The sequence below is a fragment of the Phaeobacter sp. JH20_34 genome, from assembly GCF_048056095.1.
GTDB classification, from domain to species: domain Bacteria; phylum Pseudomonadota; class Alphaproteobacteria; order Rhodobacterales; family Rhodobacteraceae; genus Phaeobacter; species Phaeobacter bryozoorum.
The window spans coordinates 154840-179866 of the sequence record NZ_JAYMWT010000023.1; the positions used below are offsets into that span (position 1 = coordinate 154840).

Sequence of the window (25027 nt, forward strand, 5' to 3'; positions counted from 1 at the left end):
CCCAGGTCGCAGCCCTCAGGCAGCGGCCATCCGGGCCCGCGGGTGTTCGCGAATGGGCAGGTGCACAATGGCGCTGAACGCGCCGATCCCGACACCGATCCACCAGACCAGCGTGTAATCTCCGTAGATGTCATACATCCGCCCCCCCAGCCACACGCCCAGAAAACTACCCAGTTGGTGACTGAAGAACACGATCCCATAAAGCGTGCCCATGTAACGCAGCCCGTAGAGATGCGCGACAAGACCGGAGGTCAGCGGCACCGTCGCCAGCCACAGCGACCCCATCACGATGGAAAAAATGATGACCGAAACCGGCGTGATCGGCACCAGGATAAAGGCCGCCGCCGCAATCGTGCGGCCGGTATAGATCGCCGCCAGCAGGTATTTCTTGGAATACCGGTTGCCAAGCCAACCGGCGAGCAGGGTTCCCCCGACATTGGCCGCGCCGATCAGCGATATCGCAACCGCCCCCAATGTCGAGGTTGAGGTAATCCCCACCGAATAAAGCGCACCTCCCGGCAGGATCGGGCCGCACATCTCTGTCACAAACGCAGGGAAATGCGCCGTGACAAAGGCCAGCTGATAGCCGCAGCTGAAAAAGCCGAGGAAAATCAGCGTATAGGACGGATCCTTGAACGCCTTTACCAGGATTGCCCCCATGCTCTCTTCCAGCTCCGCCTTGGAGGCCGCTTCCGGTGCGCGCATCAGGGGCAGGGTCGCGATCAGCGCCAGAACAACGCCCGCAAACACCAGAAAAACGCTCTGCCAGCTCAAAAACGTCAGCATCCATTCGGCAGTCGGCGCGCCGAAAATCTGCCCGGCAGAGCCAGCGGCAGTGACAATTGCGAGAGACATTGACCGGTTCTCATCCGAACTGGCCCGGCCAACCACGGCCAGCACGACACCAAACCCGGTTCCGGCTATGCCGAAACCCACCAGCCATTCATAAGCCTGCATCTCAAACGGCGTGGTTGCGAAGGCGCTGAGCACCAGACCGGCTGCATAGACCAGCGCGCCGATGATGATCGCCTTGCGGTCGCCGATCTTCTCTGCGATGGCGCCGAAAATCGGCTGCCCGATGCCCCAGGCCAGATTCTGGATGGCAATCGCCAGCGAAAATTCGGACCGCAACCAGCCGAATTCCTCGGCAATCGGGATCTGAAAGACGCCAAAAGACGCACGCACCGCAAAGCTTGCCATAATGATGATGCAGCCAACAATCAGGACGGGGGTAAACAGCGGTGCGGGGCGGGTCATGATCACTCTCCTTGCCGGAGGGGCTCCGGTCAGGCGACGGTACGGAAAAAACAGGGTCGGTCAAATCAGGATTTTTGCGCCTATAGGCAAGAATATTTGATGTATTACAGCCTGCCCTTTTCCACAGAGACTTCGCGACCGCCCGCATCTGTCCTTGCAGCTGCAAAACCGCGATAGGCTGAGATATCTTTCCATCCGAAGGCCCTCAGGCTATCCCTTCCGACATGACCCATCTGACCGCGCTTTATCAGCAGAAAATCGACGCAGGCATGTTGAAGCCCGACCCTGCGCAGGAGGCCGTGCTTCCCCATTTCGACCGCATCGCCGCGGGCCTGAAAGCCCCGCCGGTGAAACGCGGCCTCTTTCGCAAGGCCAGCTATCAGGCGGTGAAGGGCCTTTATCTCTGGGGTGGGGTCGGACGGGGCAAGTCGATGCTCATGGATCTGTTTGTCGACAGCCTTGATGACGTTCCATCGCGGCGCGTGCACTTTCACGCCTTCATGCAGGAAATCCACGGCAAAATGCACGAAGCGCGCCAGCAGGGGGTCGAAGACGCGCTGGCACCCGTTGCGGCAGAGGTGGCGGGGTCGGTCCGGCTGCTGGCCTTCGACGAGATGCAGATCACCGATATCACCGATGCAATGATTGTCGGCCGCCTGTTCGAGGCGCTGTTCGCCGCCGGTGTTACGGTGATCACAACGTCAAACCGGGTGCCGGATGATCTCTATAAGAACGGGTTGAACCGGCAGCTGTTCCTGCCCTTCATCGACCTGATCAAGCAGCAGATGCAGGTCCATGAAATGGTCAGCCCGGTCGATTATCGTCAGGATCGTCTGACTGGAGCGCAGGTCTATTTCTCGCCAGTGAATGCCGAGGCAAACGCCAAGATTCGCGAAATCTGGGAGGATCTCTCCGGCGGCCCGGCCCTTCCCCTGACGCTAGAGGTCAAAGGGCGAGACGTAACGCTGCCTGCCTTCCGCAACGGTGTCGCTCGGGCCGGATTTTATGATCTCTGCGGCAAAATGCTGGGTCCCGGCGACTACCTGGCCATCGCCGAGGTGGTCAAGGTTCTGGTGCTTGAGGATATTCCCCGTCTCAGCCGCAACAACTTCAATGAAGCCAAGCGTTTTGTGACACTGATTGATGCGCTTTACGAGGCAGGGGTGCGCCTCATCTGCTCAGCCGCTGCGGAGCCGGAGATGCTCTATGTCGAGGGGGAAGGCACATTTGAATTCGAGCGCACAGCCTCCCGGCTGCGTGAGATGCAGGACCGGGACTGGGGACGCGAGGGCTGAGAGCAACAAGGGGGCGCTGCCCCCTCGAAAGCACGGCTTTCTCACCCCCGGAGTATTATTGGAAAGATGACGGGCAGCACCGATCACCGGCGCCGTAAGTCGTCAGCCGTTTTCGCGCAGAATGTGACCGGCCAGATAGAGCGAGCCGCAGATCAGCACTCGTGCCTGCGGGTCCTTGGCGACAATCGCCTCCAGCGCTGCCATAGTGCTGTCTGCCGTGCCTGCCTCGATACCCACGGATTTGGCCGCGACCTCGGTCTCCCCGGCGCTCAGCGTGTTCACCTCATCGGGGATCGAAATCGCGGTGAGACTCGCCACATGCGGTGCCAGTGGTGCCATGTAGCCGCGCACGTCCTTGGTGTTCAGCATACCGCAGATCAGATGCGTGGGGCGCTCCGGCAGCTTGGCCAGCACATCCGCCAGCGCCACGCCCGCCGCGGCGTTATGACCGCCGTCCAGCCAGAGTTCGGCCTCCGGCGCGGCCTCGATCAGCGGGCCGGTTTTGAGCCGTTGCATCCGGGCGGGCCATTCGGCGTTCGCCATCGCCGCCTCGCAAGCCGCCTCATCGGCGCCCAGATGGCGCAGCGCCGCCAGTGCGGCGCCGGCGTTCTGGACCTGATGCGCGCCAAGCAGGACCGGCAGCGGCAAATCCAGCAGGCCGTTCTCGTCCTGAAACACCAGCCGCCCGCGCTCTTCCCAGACATGCCAGTGCTGGCCATAGGCGATCAGCGGCGCGCCAAGACGGGCGGCGGTGGCCTCGATCACCTCCATGGCCTCCTCGGGCTGCGGGCCAACCACAATCGGTACCCCGCGCTTGATGATGCCCGCCTTTTCGCCTGCGATCTTCGCCAGCGTGTTGCCCAAGAACTGTTCATGGTCGATCGAAACCGGGGTGATCACGCTGAGCGCCGGGGTGATCACATTGGTCGCATCCAGACGCCCGCCAAGACCCACTTCCAGCAGCGTGTAGTCGGCAGGCCTGCGGGAAAAGGCGAGAATCCCCGCCACCGTTGTTATCTCGAAATAGGTAATGTTCTCGCCGCCGTTCCTGGCGTAGCACTCATCCAGAACCTCACTCAGATGCGGCTCGGAGATCAGCTCTCCGGCCAGCCGGATCCGCTCATGAAAGCGCGCCAGATGCGGCGAGGTATAGGCATGAACGCTCTTTCCCATCCCCTCCAGCCCGGCCCGGATCATCGCCTGGGTCGAGCCCTTGCCATTGGTGCCGGCCAGATGGATCACCGGCGGCAGCTTGTCCTGCGGATTGTCCAGCGCTTCCAGCAGCCGCCAGACCCGGTCCAGCGTCAGGTCGATGATCTTGGGATGCAGCGCCATCATGCGGGCAAGGATCGCGTCGGAGGTCTGGGTCATTCTACAGCTCACTGGCGTTGGTACAGGCGGTAAGATATGCAAACGGCCCACCCGAAGAACGAGCGGGCCGCAACATCAGAGATTATCAGGATCAGCCGCCTGAGGCCGGTGCATCTGCGGCACCCTTGGTGTCGTTCCCGGCCTGCTCGCTGGCATCCGGGGCGGGCAGGTCGCCGACAATCTGCGGCGGCAGGCCCAGCAGCATGCGGGTGATGGTGATCAGCTCGTCACGCATCTCTGTGCGCGGGGTCACCCGGTCCAACATGCCGTGATCCAGAAGGTATTCGGCGCGCTGAAAGCCCTCAGGCAGTTTCTCGCGAATGGTCTGTTCGATCACCCGGGGGCCAGCAAAACAGATCAGCGCATTGGGTTCGGAGATATGTACATCCCCCAGCATCGCGTAAGAGGCTGTCACACCACCGGTCGTCGGATGGGTCAGCACGACGATATAGGGCAGGCCCGCCTCTTTCAGCATCTGCACCGCAACGGTGGTCCGCGGCATCTGCATCAGCGACAGGATGCCCTCCTGCATGCGTGCGCCTCCGGCGGCGGAGAATAGCACCAGCGGGCGTTTCAGCTTCACGGCTTCCTGAGCGGCCGCGATGATCGCATTGCCTACGAACATGCCCATGGAGCCGCCCATGAAGGAGAAATCCTGTGCCGCAGCGATGATCGGCGTCCGACCGATTTCACCGGCAGCCACCAGCATCGCCTCTTTCTCCGCGGTCTTCTTCTGCGCCGCTTTCATCCGGTCGGGATAACGTTTCTGATCACGGAACTTGAGCGGGTCGGCCAGAGGTTCAGGCACTTTGACTTCGGTGAAGACACCGCCATCAAACAGCGCCAGAAACCGGTCGCGTGGCGTGATGTGCATGTGGTGTCCGCAATTGTTGCAGACATTCAGATTGTCGCTCAGCTCGCGGTGAAACAGCATGGTGCCGCATTCGTCGCATTTGCGCCAAAGGTTCTCGGGAACTTCGCGGCGCGAGAAGATCGAATTGATCCGCGGCCGGACGTAGTTGGTGATCCAGTTCATAAGCCATGCCTTTGTAGGGGCGGTTTGGACCTTCAAATAAGGCCCCGCGCGTCTAAATGCAATCAGCGCCGGATGGCAAGCCGCGCAACCAACCAGCAGAAGCCCACAACCGCGAGATCCAGCCAGAGCATTTGCCGCATGACAACGGGATCCGACAGCTCAAACGGGACCAGATATAGCGCCAATCCCGACAGGCTGGTGGGCGATCCGAACAAGAGGATAGCAATGATATTATTGGCAAAATGTACTGCGATTGCGGGGCCTAGCGTGCCCGCCCGGGCGGTCAGATCCGCCATCAGCAGTCCAAACGCCCCCGCCCAGAGCGCAATGAAGGGCGCATTCCCCCCGGCATCGGCCGGCACATAATGACCAGCAGCAAAGAGGATCGACGGCACCAGAAGCCAGACCAGCGGATGAGAAAACCGCGCCGCAAGCGCCTGCTGGAGATACCCCCGGAACAGGATTTCCTCGGCGCTGACCTGCACGAATATCGCCATCAGCGCGAATGGTAGCAACAGCAGCCATTGCGCTGGTGGCAGGTTCGGCACCAGATCCGACATCACACCGCCGTCCAGCCCGCCCGGCAGGACCAACCACAGAACGGCAAGCCCCATCATCAGGACCATCAGTCGAACGCCGGTCCGGCAGAACTGTCGCAAGGTCTGCGGTATCGGGCCGATCAGGCTGGTCAGGCCGCGTCGGTGCAACAGGCGCAGCACGCAGGCAACAGCCACGGTCACGGGTAAGAAGCTGCCCAGCAGCACCAGCATGGCTACAGGCGAGCCCCCCGTCGGCAAATCACTCACCCAATCACCCGGCGCGACAGCAATCAGCAGCTGGACAGCGACATTGGTCATCGCGTAGCTGAGTACTGCCACGAGCAGCATACCAAGCAGCAGCCGCCAGATCTGCGGGCTGCGCCGGGCCGGATCGACCAGTTGCGCATGGGCAGCATAGGCCGCCATTGTGGGATCAATGGACATTGCCGCTATGCTCCTCCGCAAGTGTATTGGTCGCAGCCGCCGCTGGTGCTTGGCTGCCTGCAACGTTCTGATCCGCCGCGCGGACAACACCCGCAACCTGCACCAGATGCCGTGAGACCGTTTCGAGCAGCTGCACGGCCACGCCCGCATCCGCCTCGATCACGGCACGGTACTCTTCGGCGCCAATCCTGAGAAAACGGCAATCTTCCACCGCAATCAGGTCCAATTGCCGTGTGTCGCGCAGGATAACAGCCAGATCACCGATCAACCGCCCCGGCTCAACCCGGGAAATCGGCGTGGTCTCCGGCGTTCGATCGGGCCAGTACAGTTCCGCTGTACCGGTCAGACAGAGAAACACCGCATCGCCGCTCTCTCCAAATCGGAACACGTAATCGCCCTTGGCCACATCATGCCAGCGCGCCGAGAAGGCCAACAGACGCTGGTTCCGCGCATCCAGTTTCGAGAACAGATCTGTGCTTTGAATAAGCTCCAGCCGTTTGCCAAGGTCGTTTCGCGCGGCATTCTCCATCGGGTCGGTCAATCCGCCTTCCACCCCGTCGATGCGCCCGTTCTGAATTTTCACAAAAATATCATAGCGTTCGGGGTGATTGAATTGATCTTCCAGAAACAGCATCGTGGTATTTGGCATCAGCTCAGCAAGGCGCTCGCGTGATTTCAGCCGACTGGCGCTGTCATGACTCGCCAGCGCGCGATCCAGGATCAGGACATCAGGCCGTTTGATCGCTGCACGGGTAAAGGCCGCGCGCTCCTGAAACACCGGCTCCAGCGCCGCGCCGCCCAGACCTGCCGGCAGATCATAGAGAATAAGCGCCAGCCGCTTGCGCAGCCCGTGTTCCTCCAGCACGTCGGCGACCAGATCCTCAACCTGTTTCGCCTTTGCTCCCGCGCCCAGCGACAGCCGCCCGTATAGAAGATTCTCCAACACGGTGAGACGCGGAAGATAGGCGTCGGGCGAGATCGAAATAAAGAGATCGCCCAATTGCGCCTGCAGGGTCTGCGCCATATCACGCCGCATCGTCAGGATCTGCTGCTTGAAGCGTTCCGGGAACGCGGTGCCGATCTGCTCTTCGGAAATCAGAAACGGAACCGATGCAAGCAGACCCCGCTCATCCTCCCGCAATCCCGGCACACCCAGTGTCTTCTGCCGGTCGGCAACCTCAGCGATACGTTGATAGAGCGCCTCGTCCAGCCCCAGCCGCTTGAACAGCGGATGGTCGGTATCAGCCAGACCAAAGGTCTGCCGCAGTGTTTCCATAACCCCGAGGCCAAAAGCGATCACATCCTGCTGCAAGCCATTGTCACGCAGCGCACTGATAATCGGCCCATCTTCGGCAATCAGCTCTTCCGGGGCGATGGCGCGCGTGGGCGCGGCAAACAGGATATTGCCGCCCAGCGGCACCGCCGGGTTGAAACTGTCCGGGTCGAAACGGTGCACGACGTCAGACAGCCCGGCACGCTCCAGCCGTTCAGCAACCAGAGCTCGCAACCCGATGATCTGCTGGACCAGCCCCAGATGCGGTCCGATCTGAAAACGCGTGTGCAGGGTGCGTCGAAACAGCTGCTCATCAATGCCCATCGCCTCAACCAGCTGGAACCACCAATCGCGCAGCTCGCTTTCCGATCCGAGCCCGGCCAGCGCCGGATTGATCCAATCCGCCGTCAGCGGGTCGGGGCTGTTACCCGCACGGCAGGCTTCGGTCAGCGCCCGGTTTTTGCCGCGCGCCTCGGTGTGGGCTGGCATGTGAGGTTGATCACGCAGCGGCATCAGCACATTGTCCCCGAGCGATCCGTCAAATAGGTAGGGCCGCGAATAGGCATAGCCGACGCGCGTCGCGATCACGCCTTGGTGCAGCTGATCCAGCCGATGGCCTGCAATGGTCACCGTACCTCGAAACGGCATCACCTCACGCGTCAGCAATGCGGCAAAAGCTGCGCGCTCGGCCTCGCTGCCGCTCTGGATCGCGACACGTCCCCCGGCGGGAATGGTCAGCGACAGATCTTCAAGCACCATATTGCCATCGGCGTCCTTCACCGAAACATTGCGCAGCTCAATCTCCCCGCGCAGATGGGGAATATCGGCGGGCACACCGTCGATCAGCGTCTCCGGGATCATCCCCTTGGGCGAGAAACGATCGGTCATGATCGACCAGCGCAGGCTCATGTCCTGCACCTGATTATAATAGGTCAGCAACTCCCGCCACGGCGCGGAAAGGTCCTTATAAGCTGCCAGCGCCGCCACCAGAGCGCCCACTGTGATATCGCCGCGGATCGCCAGCACCCCTCCGGCGGAATAGAACACAAAAGGCGTCAGATGGCCGATCATGTTGTTGAGGAACTTCATGAAGTATTTCTTGCTGTAGATGCGTCGCCGAATATCGAACAGTCGCCCCAAACGCGTCGAAATCTGCGCCAGCCGGTAGCGTCGTCCGCCATTGATCCGCAGATCGCTGATCCCGGCCGCCGTTTCACCGATCTCGGCCGAGAAAGCCCGCACCTCCTGGATACGATCCTTGTTCAGCAGGTTGATCTGCCGTTGCAGCATCGGGATGAGCCAGGCCTGTAGCGGGATCAATGCGATGGACGCGAGACCGAACCACAGACTCTGCATGAACAGGAACACGACGATCGTCAGCATCTGCCCGGCCTGAAACACCGGCTGGGCGACGGCATCCCCCATCAGCCCGCCCATCGGCTCCGACTCCGAGGTGATCATCGACACAAGTTCACCCTGGCTCGTGGTGCGGAAATAGGGCGTGGGAAAGCGCATCATCCGGTTGATCAGCGTATAGCGCAGACGTCGCAGCAGTCGCTCCGCCACAACCCCCTTCATGGTATTGAGACGCATCTTCAGCAACCCGCTGATCAGAACCGCAGCAAGGAACCCAAAACAGAGCAGCAGCAGGTAATCGACCTGGCCAATCTCCTGGCCCAGTACCTCAACCTGATCCATCGGTGCGCCGATGGCGTCATTGATGATCCGCTTGGGCAGTTCCAACGCAGCGTAGAGAAAGGGGAATGTGACCATAGTCAGCGCCAACAGACCTATCTGCTGGCGCCGTGAATAGGTCCAGATGAATGAAAACAGGGTGGATTGCATCCCCTGCTCCTCTTACGTGTCGGAAGGTGTCAGCGCGAAATCGCCTGCTGGCTCTGCAGCGGTCAGACCCTAATCACTGCCCCCTGACATTACAAGGCAACACCCGGCCGACTTTTGCGTGGGCTGCTTGCGACAGAGGCGCCCCCGGACTATTCCGGAATCGAGCAAGACAACGACAGGCAGAGACCACCGTGACCATCATAAGCGACGGAAAAATAGTATCTATTTCTGATGGAACGCAGTCAGAGGCACAAACGGAAAACGGGTATCGGTCCGCTCAACCCCGGCTATCCGGTTGTTGCTTTTCTACCGCGATTGCACAGTGGCTTTGCGATGGCGCACGCACGACGTTGCAGGTGACCGGCTGCCACCGACTGTATCGGCGTGCTCTGACCCTGCTTGCCGCCGCCGCTCTGGCCGCCTGCACCGCCGATTCAGGTCTCTCGCTGGTGGGGGCCACGACTGAGCCGCAGCCCGGGGATATCACCCGGATGAGCTTTGCCAGTGACACCATTCATCTGGTGCCACCAGCCGGCTTCTGCATCGATCCCCGCATGACGGGCCATCGCGCCGAAGGTGGGTTTGCCATCGTCGTTCCCTGTTCCAGTCTGCGTCCAGGCCCCGCCAGTCGCAACCGCGCCTTGATCACCGTCGCTGTCGGACCCGCTGGCCCAGCGGATGCGGCATTGACCAGCGCTGATCTGTTAAAGACAGCACCCGGCGCCCGGCTGGTGGCTGAGCGCAACGACATGATGCTGCCGCTGGTCAAGCTGAACATGCCGGACCACCGCGCTCGTGGCGCCAGCCCCGTGCACTGGCGCGGCGCCTTCGTGCTGAACGACCAACTGGTGGCCGTTGCGCTCTACGCGCCCAGCGGCAGCCGCAACCTTGGTCGACGCGGCGCACAATTGCTGAACGAACTGACCGCAAAAACGCTCGAAGCATCGGTGACTGCCGATCTTGATCCCGCTACCGATGGTATCTCCCGGTGATATCCACGCCAGACCGGCGGGCGCGATGACACGGCGACGGGAGCTGCCAAGCACCAACCATCCAAACGGATTTCCGCTTCCGAGTTTGTCAGCGGTCACCGCTTTGGCTAGGGTCGAAGAAAACAATGAAACGCTGCTGCTTTGCCGCATCGCCGAAAAGCATGACTCGCAGGACAGGATATTGAGCCAATGGGCAGGACAATAGAAAAACTGCTGTTCGCGCGCGTTCTCAGGCGTTGGCGTCGGCTTGCACAGCAGGCGTCGAAAATGCCCCTCAGCCGTCTGAGGGAACAACGCAATCGCGCCCGAACCCTGCGCCTGCATCTGGACCGGCTCATTCACATCGCCGAAGGTCGGCTGGCGCTGCCGCAGGTGGGCTCGAACGCTTTTCCCCGCCCTCACGGCACCGACTGGGGCTGGCGGCCCGAACTGTGGCGTGGCCCGCTGCCGGTTCCCGGTGCCTCGGCCGTCGCCAGCAAAACACGGCTCGGCGGAGAGGTGGAGCTGTTTCACGACTGCACCGTTTCCGAACTCACCCTGCGCCAGCTGCGCAACAACCGCGAGGAAGACCTCGCCCCTTATGGTGTGCGTCTGGATGTGTTCGGGTTTGACGGCTCGTTCCTGTCACTGGTCATCGAGTTGCCGCAAGACGTCACCGCAGGGCTGAACCGTGACCATCTGCTGCGGGTGGACTGCACGCTTGAGACGGAAAAACCGATCGAGATCTTTGCCCGGCTCAATATCAAACATGGCCCGAATACCGAACAGATGGTGCGGGAACTGCCGATGGGCGACAAGCGCACCCATGTGGAATACGACCTAGCCTATGCTGAGTTGAACGAAAAACGGGTCGAGCGGCTTTGGCTGGAGCTGATCTTTGAAGCCCCGGAAATGAACCAGGTGACCCTGCGCGATGTCACTCTGTCGCGCAGTCGCCGCGCCAGCCTGTAACCCACATTCGAAAGGCCGGACATGAGCCAACTGACATTGACCAAAATTCGTTTTCGCGAGGGGCTCTGGGAAGGCCGGATCACGGGGTCCGGTCACAGCGCCTCCGCCCCGCTGATTGAGGTCCGGCACCTGGATCGCCCGGTTCGCGATGTTGCCCTGACCGAAAGCGACACCGCAGGCGAATGGTCGCTGACAATCCCGATCCCAACCGAAGCGATCGCCGACGGGGTGCAGAGTTTTGTGATCTACGACCTCAAGAGCGATGTCAAACTCGGCGATTTCACCCTGATCTGCGGTGAACTCACGGGCGATGACCTGCGGGTCGAGGTCGAGCTTTTGCGCGCCGAACTGGACATGCTGAAACGCGCCTTTCGCCGCCACTGCGTCGAAACGCAATAACCGCGTCACGCCGGGCTGGGCTAACTTATCGTCTCTAACACGAGCCCCGTTGCCTGCAGCCAACAGCGCGACTGCTTTAACACGCGTCTCTGCTGCGCGACGTCGTCAGCGCCAGGAACACGTCTTCCAGATCCGCCTCCTCGGTCTTCACATCGCGGATGGAGATCCCTGCGGCGCGCACCGCTGAGAGCACCTCCTCGGCGCTGGTTGCGTTGCCATGATAGCGCAGGATCACTGCCCCATCGCCGCGCAACTCCGATGTGATCCCCTTACCGGCTGGCAGTTCCGTCACCGCCGCCGCCGGATGCACCACCATCGCCTTGGCGTCCAGACGCCCCAGCAGATTTGCGGTGGTGTCGCGGGCAACCAGCTCGCCCTGGTTGATGATTGCGATCTCATCACACATTTCCTCGGCCTCTTCGAGGTAATGGGTCGTCAGGATGATTGTCATGCCCTGCGCGTTCAGCTTGCGGATGTTCTCCCACAGCATCTGGCGCAATTCGATATCCACGCCTGCTGTCGGCTCATCCAGCACCAGAATATTCGGATGATGCACCAGCGCCTTGCCCAGCAACAGCCGCCGCTGCATTCCACCGGACAGGGTTCGCGCATAGGCATGTGCCTTGTCCTCAAGCCCGACCATACGCAGGATCTCATCGCTGCGCCGCTCGGATTTTGGCACACCATACAGCCCGGCCTGCACTTCCAAGGCGCCACGTGGACTGAAAAACGGATCAAGATTCAGCTCCTGCGGCATCACCCCGATAGCCGCCCGGGACTGACGCGGATTTTCATCCTGGTCAAAGCCCCAGATCGTGACCTTGCCTGCGGTTTTCAGAACCAACCCGGCCAGGATGTTGATCATCGTGGATTTGCCGGCACCGTTGGGACCAAGAAGACCAAACACAGAGCCACGCGGAATGCTCAGATCCACACCTTTCAGCGCGGCTTTCGCGGGTTGCCCCCTGCGGCCCTTGTAGGTTTTTTGCAAACCTTCAATACGGATTGCGTCCTCTGTCATCGCGGCTCTTGCCCCCGGTTTTCCCTTGGCTCATAAAAGCCCCTAAACGATAACCAAGAGGACCGCCAGAGATGACCATCGAAGCGCCGGAAACCAAGATCGTGGACAGCTACCGCGTCGCCTGCGACGGCAGCGAAGGTGCGCTGGGACATCCGCGGGTCTACCTGCAAATCCCCGAAGCCGAAGGCTTTGTCGAATGCCCCTATTGCGACTGCAAGTTTGTCCATAAGGATGCAGCACAGAACCAGGCGTAACCGCCTGAAAAAAATCACAAGATTGGAAACGCCGCCGGAACGGGCGGCGTTTTGCGTTTATGCCAACACCTGCGCCAGCTCGTGAAAAGTGCGACGAGGTTGAGGCGAATTTTAGTGATCAAGACGGCGTCGATCCGGTCGCGGTAGCGGATTCTTTACGATGATGATGCACAGGATAGAAGGTATATCTGCTGCTACCGGAGACTGTGATGTTCAGCGTCGTTCAATGCATTACGCAAGAACACAGCCTCGGCCTTGTGACCGTGGCTGCGCTTGTCTGCGTCATCGGTTCCTGTCTTTCCGTCCTGATGACACAGCGGCTCGGTCAGACCGTCGGTAATCGCAAAATCGTCCAGCTGGTGCTGACCAGCCTGATCAGCGGCGGCACCGTGTGGACCACCCATTTCATCGCCATGCTTGCTTTTGATCCCGGATATGTCCACGGATATGATCCGCTGATCACGGCACTGTCCCTGGGTGCAGCCGTTGTCGGTATGCTGATGTCAAACGGTGTCTACGCCATTGCACATTCGACCAATTACCGCGTTGCGGCCAGCGGCGCGATGTTTGGCCTCAGCGTCTCGACCATGCATTATCTCGGGATGAGCGGCTATCTGCTGCCAGGAGAGATCGTCTGGCAGACCACACCGCTCATATCATCCATTCTGCTGGGCACGGTGTTCGGAATGGCGACCTACCAGTATCTCACCCGGTTCAACACCGGACGGCATTGGCTTGTTGCCGTCGCCCTGATGACGCTGACGATCTGTACGATGCACTTCACCGGCATGTCGGCCATCACCGTACAGCTCAGCCCACTGTATTCCGTCCCGCCCGAGGTGATCTCGGATGCGACACTTGGCCTGTTTGTTCTGGGTACGATGACGATCATCCTGGTGATCGGCTTTGCGGCGCTCAGCATCGAAACAAACGTCGAAAGCGAGGCCCGCGACCAGCTGCAGCACGCCGCCCTGCACGATCCCCTGACCGGACTGCCCAACCGGATGTCCCTGACGCGCAAGATGGCCAGTCTGACCGACTTGCTGGCGCGCGACGAGACCGAACGCGTTGCCGTGCTGACCCTTGATCTCAATCTGTTTAAGGAAATCAACGATCTTTATGGTCACGCAGCCGGGGATGCTGTTCTGATGACCGTGGCCGACCGGCTGAATAGCGTTCTGGAGAAAGATGAATATATCGCGCGCGTCGGCGGCGACGAATTTGTCGCTCTAAAGCAAGGGTTTCGCCGGGTCGATCAGGTCATGGCCTTTGCCGAGCGGCTGCACGCCTTGACCGTCGAGCCGGTGGATTTTGACAACACATCGGCGATCGTCGGTGTCGCCATCGGTGTTGCCACCAGCCTGGAAGACGGCCGCGACCTGCGCGATCTGCTGCACAAGTCGGATGTGGCCATGTATCGTGCCAAATCGGACGCAGACCGGCACATATGCCTGTTCAATGCGCAGATGGAAAAACACAACCGCGACCGTCTGGAACTGGTCAACGATCTGCGGCAGGCCTGCATCGCGGGCAATCAGTTCGAACTGGCCTATCAGCTGCAGAACGATCTGCGCTCTCTCGCTCCCATCGGGTTCGAGGTTCTCCTGCGCTGGAACCACCCGGAAAAAGGCCGCATTCCCCCCGACACCTTCATTCCCATCGCCGAGGAAACCGGGCTGATCCGCGAAATCGGCCTTTGGGTTCTGCGCACGGCCTGCCGTGAGGCAAGTGGTTGGCCCGAGCATTTCAACATCGCGGTCAACGTGGCGCCACAGCAGCTGATGCAGCCCTCTTTCGTCGAACATGTCTCCGACATCCTGCTGGAAACCGGCCTTGCTGCTGAACGTCTGGAACTGGAAATCACCGAGGCCAGCATTATCGACGATCAGGTCCATACCCTGAAGGTCATGCAACAGCTGAAAAACATGGGCCTGCGGATCGCCATGGATGATTTTGGCACCGGCTACTCGTCGCTCGCGATGCTGCAAACCTTCCCCTTTGACAAGATCAAGATCGACCGCAGCTTCGTACAGGACGTCCACAAAAACGATCAACGGGCGGCAATTGTCCGATCCACCCTGCTCCTGGGCGCTGCACTCAATATCCCGGTCCTGGCCGAGGGTGTCGAGGTAGAGGATGAATTGCAGTTCCTGCGCACCGAGAAATGCGCCTCCGTACAGGGGTTTTACTTTGGCCGACCAATGGCACGGGACGAAATGCGCCTGATCGTCGAGGCGAACAAACAGGCAAAAACAGCCTGACGCCAGCCGACATCACAAAGGCCGAGAATGGGCAATTGCTCTCCCTCCGCTGATCACCGATAACGGGGGCCAACGCGCAACACCCGGAGCATCGGCCATGACCACCGCATCTTTTGGCAAGGGCTGCCATCTGCACCTGATCGACGGATCGGCATTCATTTTCCGCGCATACCACGCGCTGCCGCCCCTCACCCGCAAGTCCGACGGCCTGCCAATCGGGGCGGTTGCCGGTTTCTGCAACATGCTTCAGCGCTATGTTGAGGGCAATGGTGGTCCCGATGCACCAACCCATGTTGCGGTGATCTTTGACAAGGGGTCGCATACCTTCCGCAACGATCTCTATGATCAATACAAAGCCAACCGCGAGGCCATGCCCGAGGATCTGCGGCCGCAGATTCCATTGACCCGCATCGCGACCGAAGCCTTCAACATCGCCTGCAAGGAACAGGAGGGGTTCGAGGCCGATGACATCATCGCCACCCTCGCCTGCCAGGCCCGCGACGCCGGTGGCCGCGTGACCATCATCTCCTCCGACAAGGATCTGATGCAGCTCGTCGGTGGCGGTGTTGAAATGCTGGATGTGATGAAAAACAGGCGGATCGACAGCGATGGCGTTGTCGAGAAATTCGGGGTTGGCCCGGACCGTGTAGTGGACGTGCAGGCGCTGGCGGGCGACTCGGTCGACAATGTGCCCGGCGCACCCGGGATCGGGATCAAGACCGCCGCACTCCTGATCAACGAATACGGCTCCCTGGAAGAGCTGCTGGACCGCGCCGAAGAGATCAAACAACCCAAGCGCCGACAGACCCTGATCGAAAATCGCGAGCAGATCGAACTGTCCAAGAGACTGGTTCAGCTGGACAGCAACATGACGCTGGATTTCACTCTGGATGACCTAGAGGTGCGCGATCCGGACGCCGATCACCTGCTGGCCTTCCTCGCCGAAATGGAATTCCGCACCCTGTCCAAACGCATCGCGGACCAGCTTGGTAAGGAGCCACCCACAATCACGGACGCCCCGGCCAAAGATACCGCGGCAACGGACGCTCCGACCGTAACCGACCTGCCGTTTGACAGCGCGTCATATGAATGCATCCGCGATGCCGAGGCGTTAAAGAGGTGGATTGCCCGGATCCGCGAACGCGGCTGGGTCGCTGTTGATACGGAAACCACCGGCTTTGATGAAATGGTGGTGGATCTGGTTGGCATTTCACTCTGCGTGGAGCCGGGGACCGCCTGCTATATCCCGCTCACCCATAAATCCGGCAATAGCGACGATCTGTTTGGCTCGGACGAGCTGGCGGAGGGGCAGATGCCTTTGCAGGAGGCGCTCGATCTGCTGAAACCGGTGCTTGAGGACGACAGCATCCTCAAGATCGGCCAGAACATGAAATATGACGCCAAGATCTTTGCCCGCCGTGGCATTGATGTGGCGCCGATCGACGATACAATGCTGATGTCTTATGCCATGCACGCAGGTCAGCACGGGCACGGTATGGACACGCTGTCAGAGCGTTACCTGAACCACACGCCGATCCCGATCAAACCGCTGCTGGGCAGTGGAAAATCCGCGATCACCTTCGACCGTGTGCCCATTGCCGATGCGGTCGCCTATGCCGCGGAAGACGCCGATATCACCCTGCGCCTCTGGCAGCTGTTCAAACCGCAATTGCACCGGTCAGCGGTCACCACGGTCTATGAAACGCTGGAACGCCCGCTGGTGCCGGTGCTCGCCCGGATGGAGCGCGAAGGCATCAAGGTCGATCGTGATACGCTGTCCCGCATGTCGAACGCCTTTGCCCAGAAAATGGCCGGGCTGGAGGCGGAAATTCACCAGTTGGCAGGCCAGGAATTCAACGTCGGATCCCCCAAGCAGCTGGGGGAAATCCTGTTTGACAAACTCGGTCTGGAAGGCGGTAAAAAGGGCAAGACCGGCGCCTATGCCACCGGTGCCGATATCCTGGAGGATCTCGCGACGGAACACGCCCTGCCTGGTCTGGTGCTGGATTGGCGCCAGCTGAGCAAGCTCAAATCGACCTATACCGACGCGCTTCAGGATCACATAAATGCGGAAACCGGGCGCGTGCACACCTCCTATGTGCAGACCGGTGCCAACACTGGCCGCCTGGCTTCAACCGATCCCAACCTCCAGAATATCCCGGTCCGGTCCGAGGAAGGGCGCCGCATCCGCGAAGCCTTCGTGCCCGAGCATGGCAATGTCCTGCTGTCGCTTGACTACAGCCAGATCGAATTGCGCATCCTGGCCCATGTCGCCGGGATCGATACGCTGAAGCAGGCCTTTGCAGAAGGTCAGGACATCCATGCGCTCACCGCGTCCGAGATGTTCAACGTGCCGCTGGATGAAATGACCCCCGAAATCCGCCGTCAGGCCAAAGCGATCAACTTTGGCGTGATTTACGGGATCTCCGGCTTTGGTCTGGCCCGCAACCTGCGCATCCCGCGCGCCGAGGCGCAGGGCTTCATCGATCGCTATTTCGAGCGGTTCCCCGGCATTCGCCGCTACATGGATGACACCGTCGCCTTTGCCAAGGAACACGGCCATGTCCAGACCCTGTTCGGGCGCAAGATCCATACTCCGGAAATCTCCGCCAAGGGACCACGTGCAGGTTTTGCCAAACGCGCAGCGATCAATGCACCGATACAGGGCACGGCTGCGGATGTGATCCGCCGCGCCATGATCCGTATGCCCGCCGCAATCGCCCATCTGCCCGCGCGGATGCTGCTACAGGTGCATGACGAATTGCTGTTCGAAGTGCCCGAGGCCGCTGTCGACGACACCATCGAAACCGCGCGCAGGGTGATGGAAACCGCCGCAGATCCGGCCGTGCATCTCGACGTGAAGCTGGTAGTCGACGCAGGCAAAGGGCGGAACTGGGCCGAAGCTCACTAGCTTTGGCCGAGGCTTGATGCCAAAGATCCGGGCCGCTTTCAAAACCTGACCGAAGCGGATCGGATCGGACGCCCGCCTCGCATTTCAGCGGCACGCCATGCCTTAGGCATGGCGCCCGGCCCAACGGGAAGAATAGCATCCATGATGCTGTGATGACGGGCGGGGGCGCTTGCTCGGTCAGGACATTGTCGGAGGGGCTTCGCTCAGCGATCCTGCCGGGGAGAGGAAACCGTACCCTTGCTGGCTTCCTGCGGCGGCTTCACCATCCATGCCACCATGCGGCGCACGGCGGGTGCAACAACCAGCACCACGCCAAAGGCCACCGGCCAGCCAAAACTCCAGGCAGCCATCCAAAGTCCCGGCGCTTCGGAACTCAGGCCCACCGCCTTCAGCGTGGCCACCCCGGTGACGATACACGACATGATACCCGACAGAATCAGACCAAATAGGATGGGGGCAAAACGCGCAGGCAGCATGGAGGTCTCCAGATCACGACTTACTGCCTTATGCCCAGCGCTCAGTCATATTTCAATTCACGAATATGTATTTCTGTCCCGCTGGACGTTTGGCCGCAGCCCTCCCCAAGCCTCAGGGTCCGCCAGCCCCCCTCACAGGGTTCGGCCCGCTCTCACCCCATCCAGGCCAGACTGTCCTCTGTCCGCTTGGTACTGGGGGTGTATTCCGCGCTGACCCAACCACCATAGCCGCTCTCGTCGATGGCCGCGAACAGCTGCTCAAAATCGACTGGCCCGGTTCCCGGTTCGCAACGCCCCGGCGCCGCACCGATCTGTACATGGACAGCCCGGTTACCAAAGGCCTCCCAGACCTTCACCGCATCGCCGTGGATCAACTGCGCATGGTAGGCGTCGTATTGCAGTCCCACGTTCTTGCGATCCACCGCCTCCAGCACCTCTACGGCGAGATTGTAGTCATCCAGAAAATACCCCGGCTGATCACCGCTGTTCAGCGGCTCGATGGTGAACTGCTGGCCCGGCGCATAGTCGGCCGCCCATTGCAGATTGCGGATCAGCGTTTCCTTGGCGACATCCCCTTTTGCGTAGCCGGCCATGATGTGGATCATTCCGGGCCGCAACACCTCCGCATAGCGCAGCACCCGCCGAATATCGCGCTGAAAGCGATCCGACCCCATCGGCAGCGCGGCATAGCCCGGCATCCCGCCGGTATAATTTGGCGGCGGCGCATTGATCAGCAGCAGTTCCAGACCATTGGCCAGCAGGGCGCGCTGGGTTTCCTTCGCAGCCAGCTCATAGGGAAACAGGATTTCCACCGCCTCAAATCCGGCCCGCGCCGCCGCCGGAAAACGATCCAGATAGGGCAATTCGGCAAACAGCAATGAAATATTGGCCGCAAACTTCGGCATCGAAAACCTCCTTTGGAGCCACCCCCGATTGGCGGCCAAACAGACATGCTCCGGGCAAAAGTCACCAAAGGCTCGTCCCGGCCCCCGCCGGTTGCGCCATTGATCGGCCCGTTTTTGCACGCCCCCAATCTGCCCCATATCTCCGCCGATTTTGAGCGGGTTTTCACAAGAATTTTCGGTAATTTAACAATATACTCAAGCGGGTCAGCGACTTCCTGCCGCTGCCCTTTGCCACCGGCAAACCCCTGCCGACGAGCGCCGGGTCGGATGCGGCGTGGTCAGCCCTCCGGCAAATCAGCCGACGGGATCATCCCAAAAAACTCGCCGCCCGACCACAGCCCGAACCAGCCGTCCCGGTGGCATCCCAGCTCGACCAGCCGATAAAAGCTCTTGCGATCAATCAAGGCCTCCAGCCCGGCGCGCACCATCACATAGGGCGAGGGCTCGCCGGTTGCATCGTCTCTTACCACACGAATCTTATGCGCAGGCCCGGCTTCGACCCTGTCGCCGACATGTGTCTCGAACCGCAGAATCTGCGCGGCGCCGTCGCCCTCGACCTCGAAATCCACCGCAACGAAAGGCGCATCCTCGACCGTGATGCCCACTTTCTCGACCGGGGTCACCAGAAAGTATTTGCCGTCTTCCAGCTTCAGAATGGAGGAAAACAGCTTCACCAGTTCAAACCGGCCAATCGGCGTGCCAAGGTAGAACCAGGTGCCATCACGGGCGATCCGCATGTCCAGATCGCCGCAAAACGGCGGATTCCACAGATGTACCGGCGGCAACCCGCCTTTGCTCGCCGTCTTGGCAGCGGCCGCCAGCCCCTCGGCACTGGGCGGTTCTGATCCTGTTTCAGGGGATTTGCTGCCGGAAGTCACGGGATTTTGTCCGCTCATTGCTTTTGCCATTTTCTCTCAACGCGATACAGTAACACTATATATTCGCCGTGAAGGGAAAGTCATGTCCGAACCCGACGATCTGCTGGCCGAGATTGAAGCGCTTGAAGACAAGCTGACACAGGCCAGATCCTCTATCACCCGGCGCTTTATCGGTCAGGAAAGAGTGGTTGATCTCACTCTGAGCACGCTGCTGTGCGGTGGTCATGGGCTGTTAATCGGCCTGCCCGGGCTGGGCAAGACCCGGCTGGTCGAAACCCTGTCCACCGTTATGGGGCTGGCCGGCAACCGGGTGCAGTTCACCCCGGACCTGATGCCTGCCGATATTCTGGGCTCCGAGGTCCTGGACACCGCCAGCGATGGCAGCCGCGCCTTTCGCTTTGTGCCGGGGCCGGTGTTCTGCCAGCTGCTGATGGCCGATGAGATCAACCGCGCCAGCCCACGAACACAATCGGCACTGCTGCAGGCGATGCAGGAGCGTATGGTGACCGTGGCGGGCGCCGACCGACCGCTGGGGATGCCCTTCCACGTGCTGGCCACCCAGAACCCCATCGAACAGGAGGGCACCTATCCGCTGCCCGAAGCCCAGCTGGACCGTTTCCTGTTCCAGATTGATGTCCCCTATCCGACGCGGCAGACCGAACGCGATATCCTGCTGGCCACAACTGGGGTTGAGGAAGGCAGCGCCTACCAGGTCTTCACCGCCGATGAACTGATGGCCGCGCAGACTCTGCTGCGCAGGATGCCCGTCGGTGACGGCGTGGTCGAACTGATTCTCGACCTCGTGCGCGCCTTCCGCCCGGATGATCCGGCGGCCTCCGAACAGGTGCAGCAAACCGTTGCCTGGGGGCCCGGACCACGGGCTGCTCAGGCGCTGATGCTGGCGGTGCGCGCCCGCGCCCTGCTCGAGGGGCGCCTCGCTCCCAATGCCGACGACGTGCTGGATATGGCCCAGCCCGTACTCAGCCACCGGATGGCGCTGAACTTCGCCGCGCGTGCCCGTGGCGAGAACCTGAGCGCTCTTATCACAAGCACAGCCGAGGCGATGGCCCGGCCCGGTGTCGCCGCGTGACACAGCCGCGCGCCCTTCAGCCGGCCCGGCCGACCGGCAGCGCGCTCCAGCCGGCAGCGGCGGATCTCCGCCACCGCGCCGAAAGCGCCGCCAGCCGGTTTCCGCCGCTCCTGGTGCAGGCGCAACAACTGGCCGGATCTGTGCTGATTGGCGAACACGGTCGCCGCCGTGCCGGGCTGGGCGATGATTTCTGGCAATATCGCCCGGTTCAGGCCGGTGACAGCCGCCGCATGATCGACCACCGGCGCTCGGCCAAGGGCGATCAGCAATTCGTACGCGAGCGGGAATGGCAGATTGCGCAGACGGTGCATCTCTGGGTCGATCAGGGGGCGTCGATGCGCTTTGCCTCCGGCAATGCCCTGCCGCAGAAAATTGACCGGGCGCGGCTATTGGGGCTGGCGACGTCGGTGATGATGCTACGTGGCGGCGAACGGGTCGGTCTGACCGGTGGGCATCTGCCACCCCGGCGCGGCAATGCCCAGATCCTGCGACTGGCCGAGTATCTGAGCAGGGACGACGCCACGGATTATGCCCCGCCGGAAGATCGCGCCATGCAACCCAACGCGCGGGTTCTGTTCCTGTCGGATTTTCTGGGCCCCTTCGCGCCACTGGAACAGGCGCTGGCCAAGGCCGCGGATCGCGGCGTGCACGGCGTGCTGATGCAGGTGCTTGATCCGGCAGAGGAGGAGTTCCCCTTTGACGGGCGCACGATATTCGAAAGCATCGGCGGCGGTCTGCGGCACGAAACCCTGAAGGCAGGCGCGCTTAGGCAACGCTACCTTGATCGCCTGGCCGAACGGCGCGACGCGTTGGAACACCTCTGCCGCGTGGCAGGCTGGCGCCTCGGCACCCATCACACCGGCGACAGCGCACAGGCGGCCCTGATGTGGCTGTACCATGCCATGGAAAGATCCGGCACATGACAACGATTGCGGGCATCGGCTTCACGGCCCCCTGGTTGCTTCTGGCACTCCTGGCACTGCCGTTGCTCTGGCTGCTTCTGCGGGCAGTCCCGCCTGCCCCGCGCAAACGCCTGTTTCCGGCGGTCACACTGCTGCTGGGGTTGCGCGACGATGACAGTCTTTCGGATCGGACCCCCTGGTGGCTGCTCTTACTGCGGCTGATGGCGGTGGCAGCGGCCATCGTTGGTCTGGCCGGGCCTGTGCTCAACCCAAGCACCGCACCCTCGGGCCGCGGCCCGCTGCTGGTGGTGCTTGATGGCAGCTGGGCCGGCGCCCCGGAATGGGAGCGCACCCGCGAGGAGATCGACCGCCTCCTGGCCGAGGCTGGACGCGCCAATCGACCCGTAGCCGTACTGCGGCTCACCGCACCTCAGCCCCCGCAATTCCAAAGCGCAGTCAGCTGGCGCCGACAGCTGATCGGCGAAACGCCACAGGCCTGGCAACCCTCGCAAGACCAGCTCACGACGGCACAGGCGCAGATAGCAGCAGTTGACGGGGGCTTTGACAGCCTGTGGTTCAGTGACGGCTTGGACTATCCGGGTCGCGATGCGTTGATGGCGACGCTGCGCCAGCGCGGCGAGTTGACCGTCTATCAACATCCCACCCCAAGGCTGGCCCTGCGTCCGGTGGTCTATGTCGACGGCGCGATGGAAATCACGGTCACTCGCAACCACACCCAGATCACCCCCGGCAGTGACCAGACCGTCACCGTGCTTGCCCGTGGGCCGGATCCGGGCGGCACCATGCGGACTCTGGGCGCGGCGACGGTGGATTTTGCCGATACAGATACCGCTGCCGCCAACGGGCTTGAGGCCACCGCCCGCCTGTCCCTGCCCGCTGAGCTGCGCGCACGTATCCGGCTCTTCGAACTGCAGGGTCACCGCAGCGCAGGGGCTATATCGCTTACCGATGACGGTCTGCGCCGCCGCGAGGTGGCGCTGATCTCCAGCCAGAGCGGCAACGAAGGCCTCGCCCTGCTGTCGCCCCTGCACTATCTGCGCAAGGCGCTGGCGCCAAACGCAGACCTGCTGGAAGGCGGGCTGAACGATCTCTTGCCTGCCAACCCGGATGTGATCGTCCTGGCCGATACCGCACGTCTGCCCCCCGATCAGGAGGCAGCGGTGGTGGACTGGGTCAACGAAGGCGGATTGCTCCTGCGGTTTGCCGGTCCCCGGCTGGCCGCCAGCGATACCGCCCGCACCGACGAAGAGCCGCTGCTGCCGGTGCGTCTGCGGATCGGAGGCCGCAGCATTGGCGGCGCCATGAGCTGGGGCGAGCCCAAGACGCTGGCCACCTTTGCCGAAGGCTCTCCTTTCTTCGGGCTGACCATCCCCGAGGACGTCACCGTCAGTTCACAGGTGGTCGCACAACCCGATCCCAGCCTTGCGGAGCGGGTGATTGCGGAACTCTCCGATGGGACGCCGCTGGTGACACGCAAACCGCTCGGCAATGGTCAGATCGTGCTCTTCCATGTCACCGCCAATGCGGAATGGAGCACCCTGCCGCTCTCGGGCCTATTTGTGCAGATGATGGAGCGGCTGGCGGTTTCCTCCGGTGCCAAACCGGCCGAGGCTAAGGATCTGGAGGGCACCACATGGGCGCCGCTTCAGGTGCTCGATGGCTTTGGTGACCTGTCGGATGCCGATGCCCTGCCCGGTGTCGCAGGGCCTGATCTGGTTGCCGCCCTGACCGGCCCCGGCCTGCAACCCGGGCTGTACCAGAACGGAGATCGGCGGATTGCCCGCAATGTCATGCGGGCCGAGGATCAGCTGACGCCAATTGGCTGGCCCGTCGGGCTGCCAATCCTTGGCTATGGTGGCACGCCGGAGCGCCCGCTTGGCGGCATCCTGATCAGCCTCTCCCTGCTGCTGCTGGCGCTCGACGTGATCGCCGCGCTGCTGCTGTCGGGATTACTGACGCGTCGGACACGACCGACCGCACCCAAGGCGCAAAACCTCGCATCGGCCCTGGTCCTCGCCACCTGTATCTGGGCCACCGGCTCCGGCAGCGACCTGCGCAGCCACGCCCAGGGCAACGCCTTGGTGATCGAGCAAACCGACAGCGCGGCCCGGTCCGACGCATCCGATCCCGCAGCAGACGCCCTCGCCGCAGACCGCGCGGCCGAGCTGACGCTGGCCCATGTGCTGACCGGCAACCCGCAGATTGACCAGCTGGCGCGCGACGGCTTGCAAGGGCTGTCCAACACATTGCGATTCCGCACATCGGTTGAACCCTCTCCCCCCGCCGGCGTTGATCTGGAGCGCGACGAGCTGGCGTTCTACCCGCTGCTCTACTGGCCGGTGACCGCCAATCAGCCACTGCCCTCGGGTGCGGCCTACGACCGGCTCAACACCTATCTGCGCACCGGCGGGATGATCCTCTTTGACACCCGCGACGCCGACCTGACCCGCGCCGGTGCCAGCAGCCCGGCAGGGCGGCGCCTGCAACAACTGGCCCTGCGGCTGGACGTGCCGCCACTGGAACCGCTGCCCGCAGATCATGTGCTGACCCGCGCCTTCTATCTGCTACAGGATTTCCCCGGACGCCACAGCCGCGGCACGCTCTGGGTCGAAGCCGCGCCCGCCGATGCCCAGCAGGTGGAAGGCATCCCCTTCCGCAACCTCAATGATGGTGTCACACCGGTTGTCATCGGCGGCAACGACTGGGCCTCCGCCTGGGCCGTGGATGACAACGGCCGCCCTCTGCTGCCAGTGGGGCGCGGCTATACCGGCGAGCGTCAGCGCGAATTGGCCTACCGCTTTGGGGTCAATCTGGTCATGCATGTACTCACTGGCAACTACAAATCCGATCAGGTGCATGTCCCCGCCCTGCTCGATCGGCTGGGGCAATGACATGAGGCTGGACAG

Annotated in this window: 19 protein-coding genes; 10 read left to right on the top strand and 9 right to left on the bottom strand. The window is 61.9% G+C overall.

The window, feature by feature from the left end:
• Positions 1–15 precede the first annotated feature (15 nt).
• Entirely contained in the window at positions 16–1257 is a 1242-nt protein-coding gene (locus VWZ81_RS18745; protein WP_416543518.1) for an MFS transporter, read from the bottom strand.
• 224 nt (positions 1258–1481) lie between these two features.
• Here VWZ81_RS18745 and zapE point away from each other — a divergent pair, with 224 nt between their 5' ends.
• Positions 1482–2552 carry a cell division protein ZapE gene (gene zapE / locus VWZ81_RS18750; RefSeq protein WP_416538278.1) on the top strand — a complete coding sequence of 357 codons (1071 nt, stop codon included), beginning with the start codon at positions 1482–1484 and terminating at the stop codon, positions 2550–2552.
• A 102-nt stretch (positions 2553–2654) separates the two neighbouring features.
• Here the strand turns inward: zapE and VWZ81_RS18755 are convergent, their stop codons facing one another.
• The 4 genes from VWZ81_RS18755 to VWZ81_RS18770 all read right to left on the bottom strand — a co-directional run bounded on the left by VWZ81_RS18755 (position 2655) and on the right by VWZ81_RS18770 (position 9060).
• Positions 2655–3923, bottom strand: coding sequence for a bifunctional folylpolyglutamate synthase/dihydrofolate synthase (locus VWZ81_RS18755; RefSeq protein WP_416543519.1), 1269 nt, complete (start codon positions 3921–3923; stop codon positions 2655–2657).
• Between the two features lie 91 nt (positions 3924–4014).
• A complete protein-coding gene (gene accD / locus VWZ81_RS18760; RefSeq protein WP_340546421.1) occupies positions 4015–4959 on the bottom strand; it encodes an acetyl-CoA carboxylase, carboxyltransferase subunit beta in 945 nt (314 codons plus the stop codon).
• A gap of 62 nt (positions 4960–5021) precedes the next feature.
• Complete coding sequence (locus VWZ81_RS18765) at positions 5022–5942, bottom strand: CPBP family intramembrane glutamic endopeptidase (RefSeq protein ID WP_416543520.1); 921 nt, start codon at positions 5940–5942, stop codon at positions 5022–5024.
• Positions 5932–9060: an ABC transporter transmembrane domain-containing protein gene (locus VWZ81_RS18770; protein ID WP_416543521.1), complete on the bottom strand. Its 3129-nt coding sequence runs from the start codon at positions 9058–9060 to the stop codon at positions 5932–5934. The genes VWZ81_RS18765 and VWZ81_RS18770 overlap by 11 nt, the downstream gene beginning before the upstream one ends.
• 356 nt (positions 9061–9416) lie before the next feature.
• On the opposite strand from VWZ81_RS18770, the gene VWZ81_RS18775 reads away from it, so the two are divergent.
• From VWZ81_RS18775 to VWZ81_RS18785, 3 genes are all read left to right on the top strand, one after another.
• Positions 9417–10052 (top strand): hypothetical protein, encoded by a 636-nt coding sequence (locus VWZ81_RS18775; RefSeq protein WP_416543522.1) that lies wholly within the window; start codon positions 9417–9419, stop codon positions 10050–10052.
• Between the two features lie 189 nt (positions 10053–10241).
• Positions 10242–11003, top strand: coding sequence for a DUF6478 family protein (locus tag VWZ81_RS18780; protein WP_340546417.1), 762 nt, complete (start codon positions 10242–10244; stop codon positions 11001–11003).
• 21 nt (positions 11004–11024) lie between these two features.
• The gene (locus VWZ81_RS18785) at positions 11025–11402 is read left to right on the top strand and encodes a hypothetical protein (protein ID WP_416534559.1); all 378 of its coding nucleotides are present in this window, start codon (positions 11025–11027) and stop codon (positions 11400–11402) included.
• 76 nt (positions 11403–11478) lie between these two features.
• Here the strand turns inward: VWZ81_RS18785 and VWZ81_RS18790 are convergent, their stop codons facing one another.
• On the bottom strand, positions 11479–12423 hold the full coding sequence (locus tag VWZ81_RS18790) for an ATP-binding cassette domain-containing protein (RefSeq protein WP_416543523.1): 945 nt from the start codon (positions 12421–12423) through the stop codon (positions 11479–11481).
• Between the two features lie 71 nt (positions 12424–12494).
• Here VWZ81_RS18790 and VWZ81_RS18795 point away from each other — a divergent pair, with 71 nt between their 5' ends.
• The 3 genes from VWZ81_RS18795 (at position 12495) to polA (ending at position 17849) form a co-directional block, all read left to right on the top strand.
• Positions 12495–12677 (top strand): zinc-finger domain-containing protein, encoded by a 183-nt coding sequence (locus VWZ81_RS18795; RefSeq protein WP_340546414.1) that lies wholly within the window; start codon positions 12495–12497, stop codon positions 12675–12677.
• A 209-nt stretch (positions 12678–12886) separates the two neighbouring features.
• Positions 12887–14938 carry an EAL domain-containing protein gene (locus VWZ81_RS18800; RefSeq protein ID WP_416543524.1) on the top strand — a complete coding sequence of 684 codons (2052 nt, stop codon included), beginning with the start codon at positions 12887–12889 and terminating at the stop codon, positions 14936–14938.
• Between the two features lie 97 nt (positions 14939–15035).
• The gene (gene polA, locus VWZ81_RS18805) at positions 15036–17849 is read left to right on the top strand and encodes a DNA polymerase I (RefSeq protein WP_416543525.1); all 2814 of its coding nucleotides are present in this window, start codon (positions 15036–15038) and stop codon (positions 17847–17849) included.
• Positions 17850–18052: 203 nt separating this feature from the next.
• Here polA and VWZ81_RS18810 read toward each other — a convergent pair whose 3' ends face one another.
• The 3 genes from VWZ81_RS18810 to VWZ81_RS18820 form a co-directional block, all read right to left on the bottom strand.
• Complete coding sequence (locus VWZ81_RS18810; protein ID WP_340546411.1) at positions 18053–18325, bottom strand: DUF2798 domain-containing protein; 273 nt, start codon at positions 18323–18325, stop codon at positions 18053–18055.
• 152 nt (positions 18326–18477) lie between these two features.
• Positions 18478–19230 (bottom strand): hydroxypyruvate isomerase family protein, encoded by a 753-nt coding sequence (locus VWZ81_RS18815; RefSeq protein WP_340546410.1) that lies wholly within the window; start codon positions 19228–19230, stop codon positions 18478–18480.
• A 278-nt stretch (positions 19231–19508) separates the two neighbouring features.
• The gene (locus VWZ81_RS18820; protein ID WP_416534564.1) at positions 19509–20126 is read right to left on the bottom strand and encodes a DUF1285 domain-containing protein; all 618 of its coding nucleotides are present in this window, start codon (positions 20124–20126) and stop codon (positions 19509–19511) included.
• 64 nt (positions 20127–20190) lie between these two features.
• On the opposite strand from VWZ81_RS18820, the gene VWZ81_RS18825 reads away from it, so the two are divergent.
• The 3 genes from VWZ81_RS18825 to VWZ81_RS18835 are packed head-to-tail and all read left to right on the top strand — an operon-like array spanning position 20191 to position 25012.
• On the top strand, positions 20191–21198 hold the full coding sequence (locus VWZ81_RS18825; RefSeq protein WP_416534565.1) for an AAA family ATPase: 1008 nt from the start codon (positions 20191–20193) through the stop codon (positions 21196–21198).
• Positions 21195–22121, top strand: coding sequence for a DUF58 domain-containing protein (locus VWZ81_RS18830; protein WP_416543526.1), 927 nt, complete (start codon positions 21195–21197; stop codon positions 22119–22121). Before VWZ81_RS18825 ends, VWZ81_RS18830 begins: the two co-directional genes overlap by 4 nt.
• Entirely contained in the window at positions 22118–25012 is a 2895-nt protein-coding gene (locus tag VWZ81_RS18835) for a DUF4159 domain-containing protein (RefSeq protein ID WP_416543527.1), read from the top strand. Before VWZ81_RS18830 ends, VWZ81_RS18835 begins: the two co-directional genes overlap by 4 nt.
• The last annotated feature ends 15 nt before the right edge of the window (positions 25013–25027 follow it).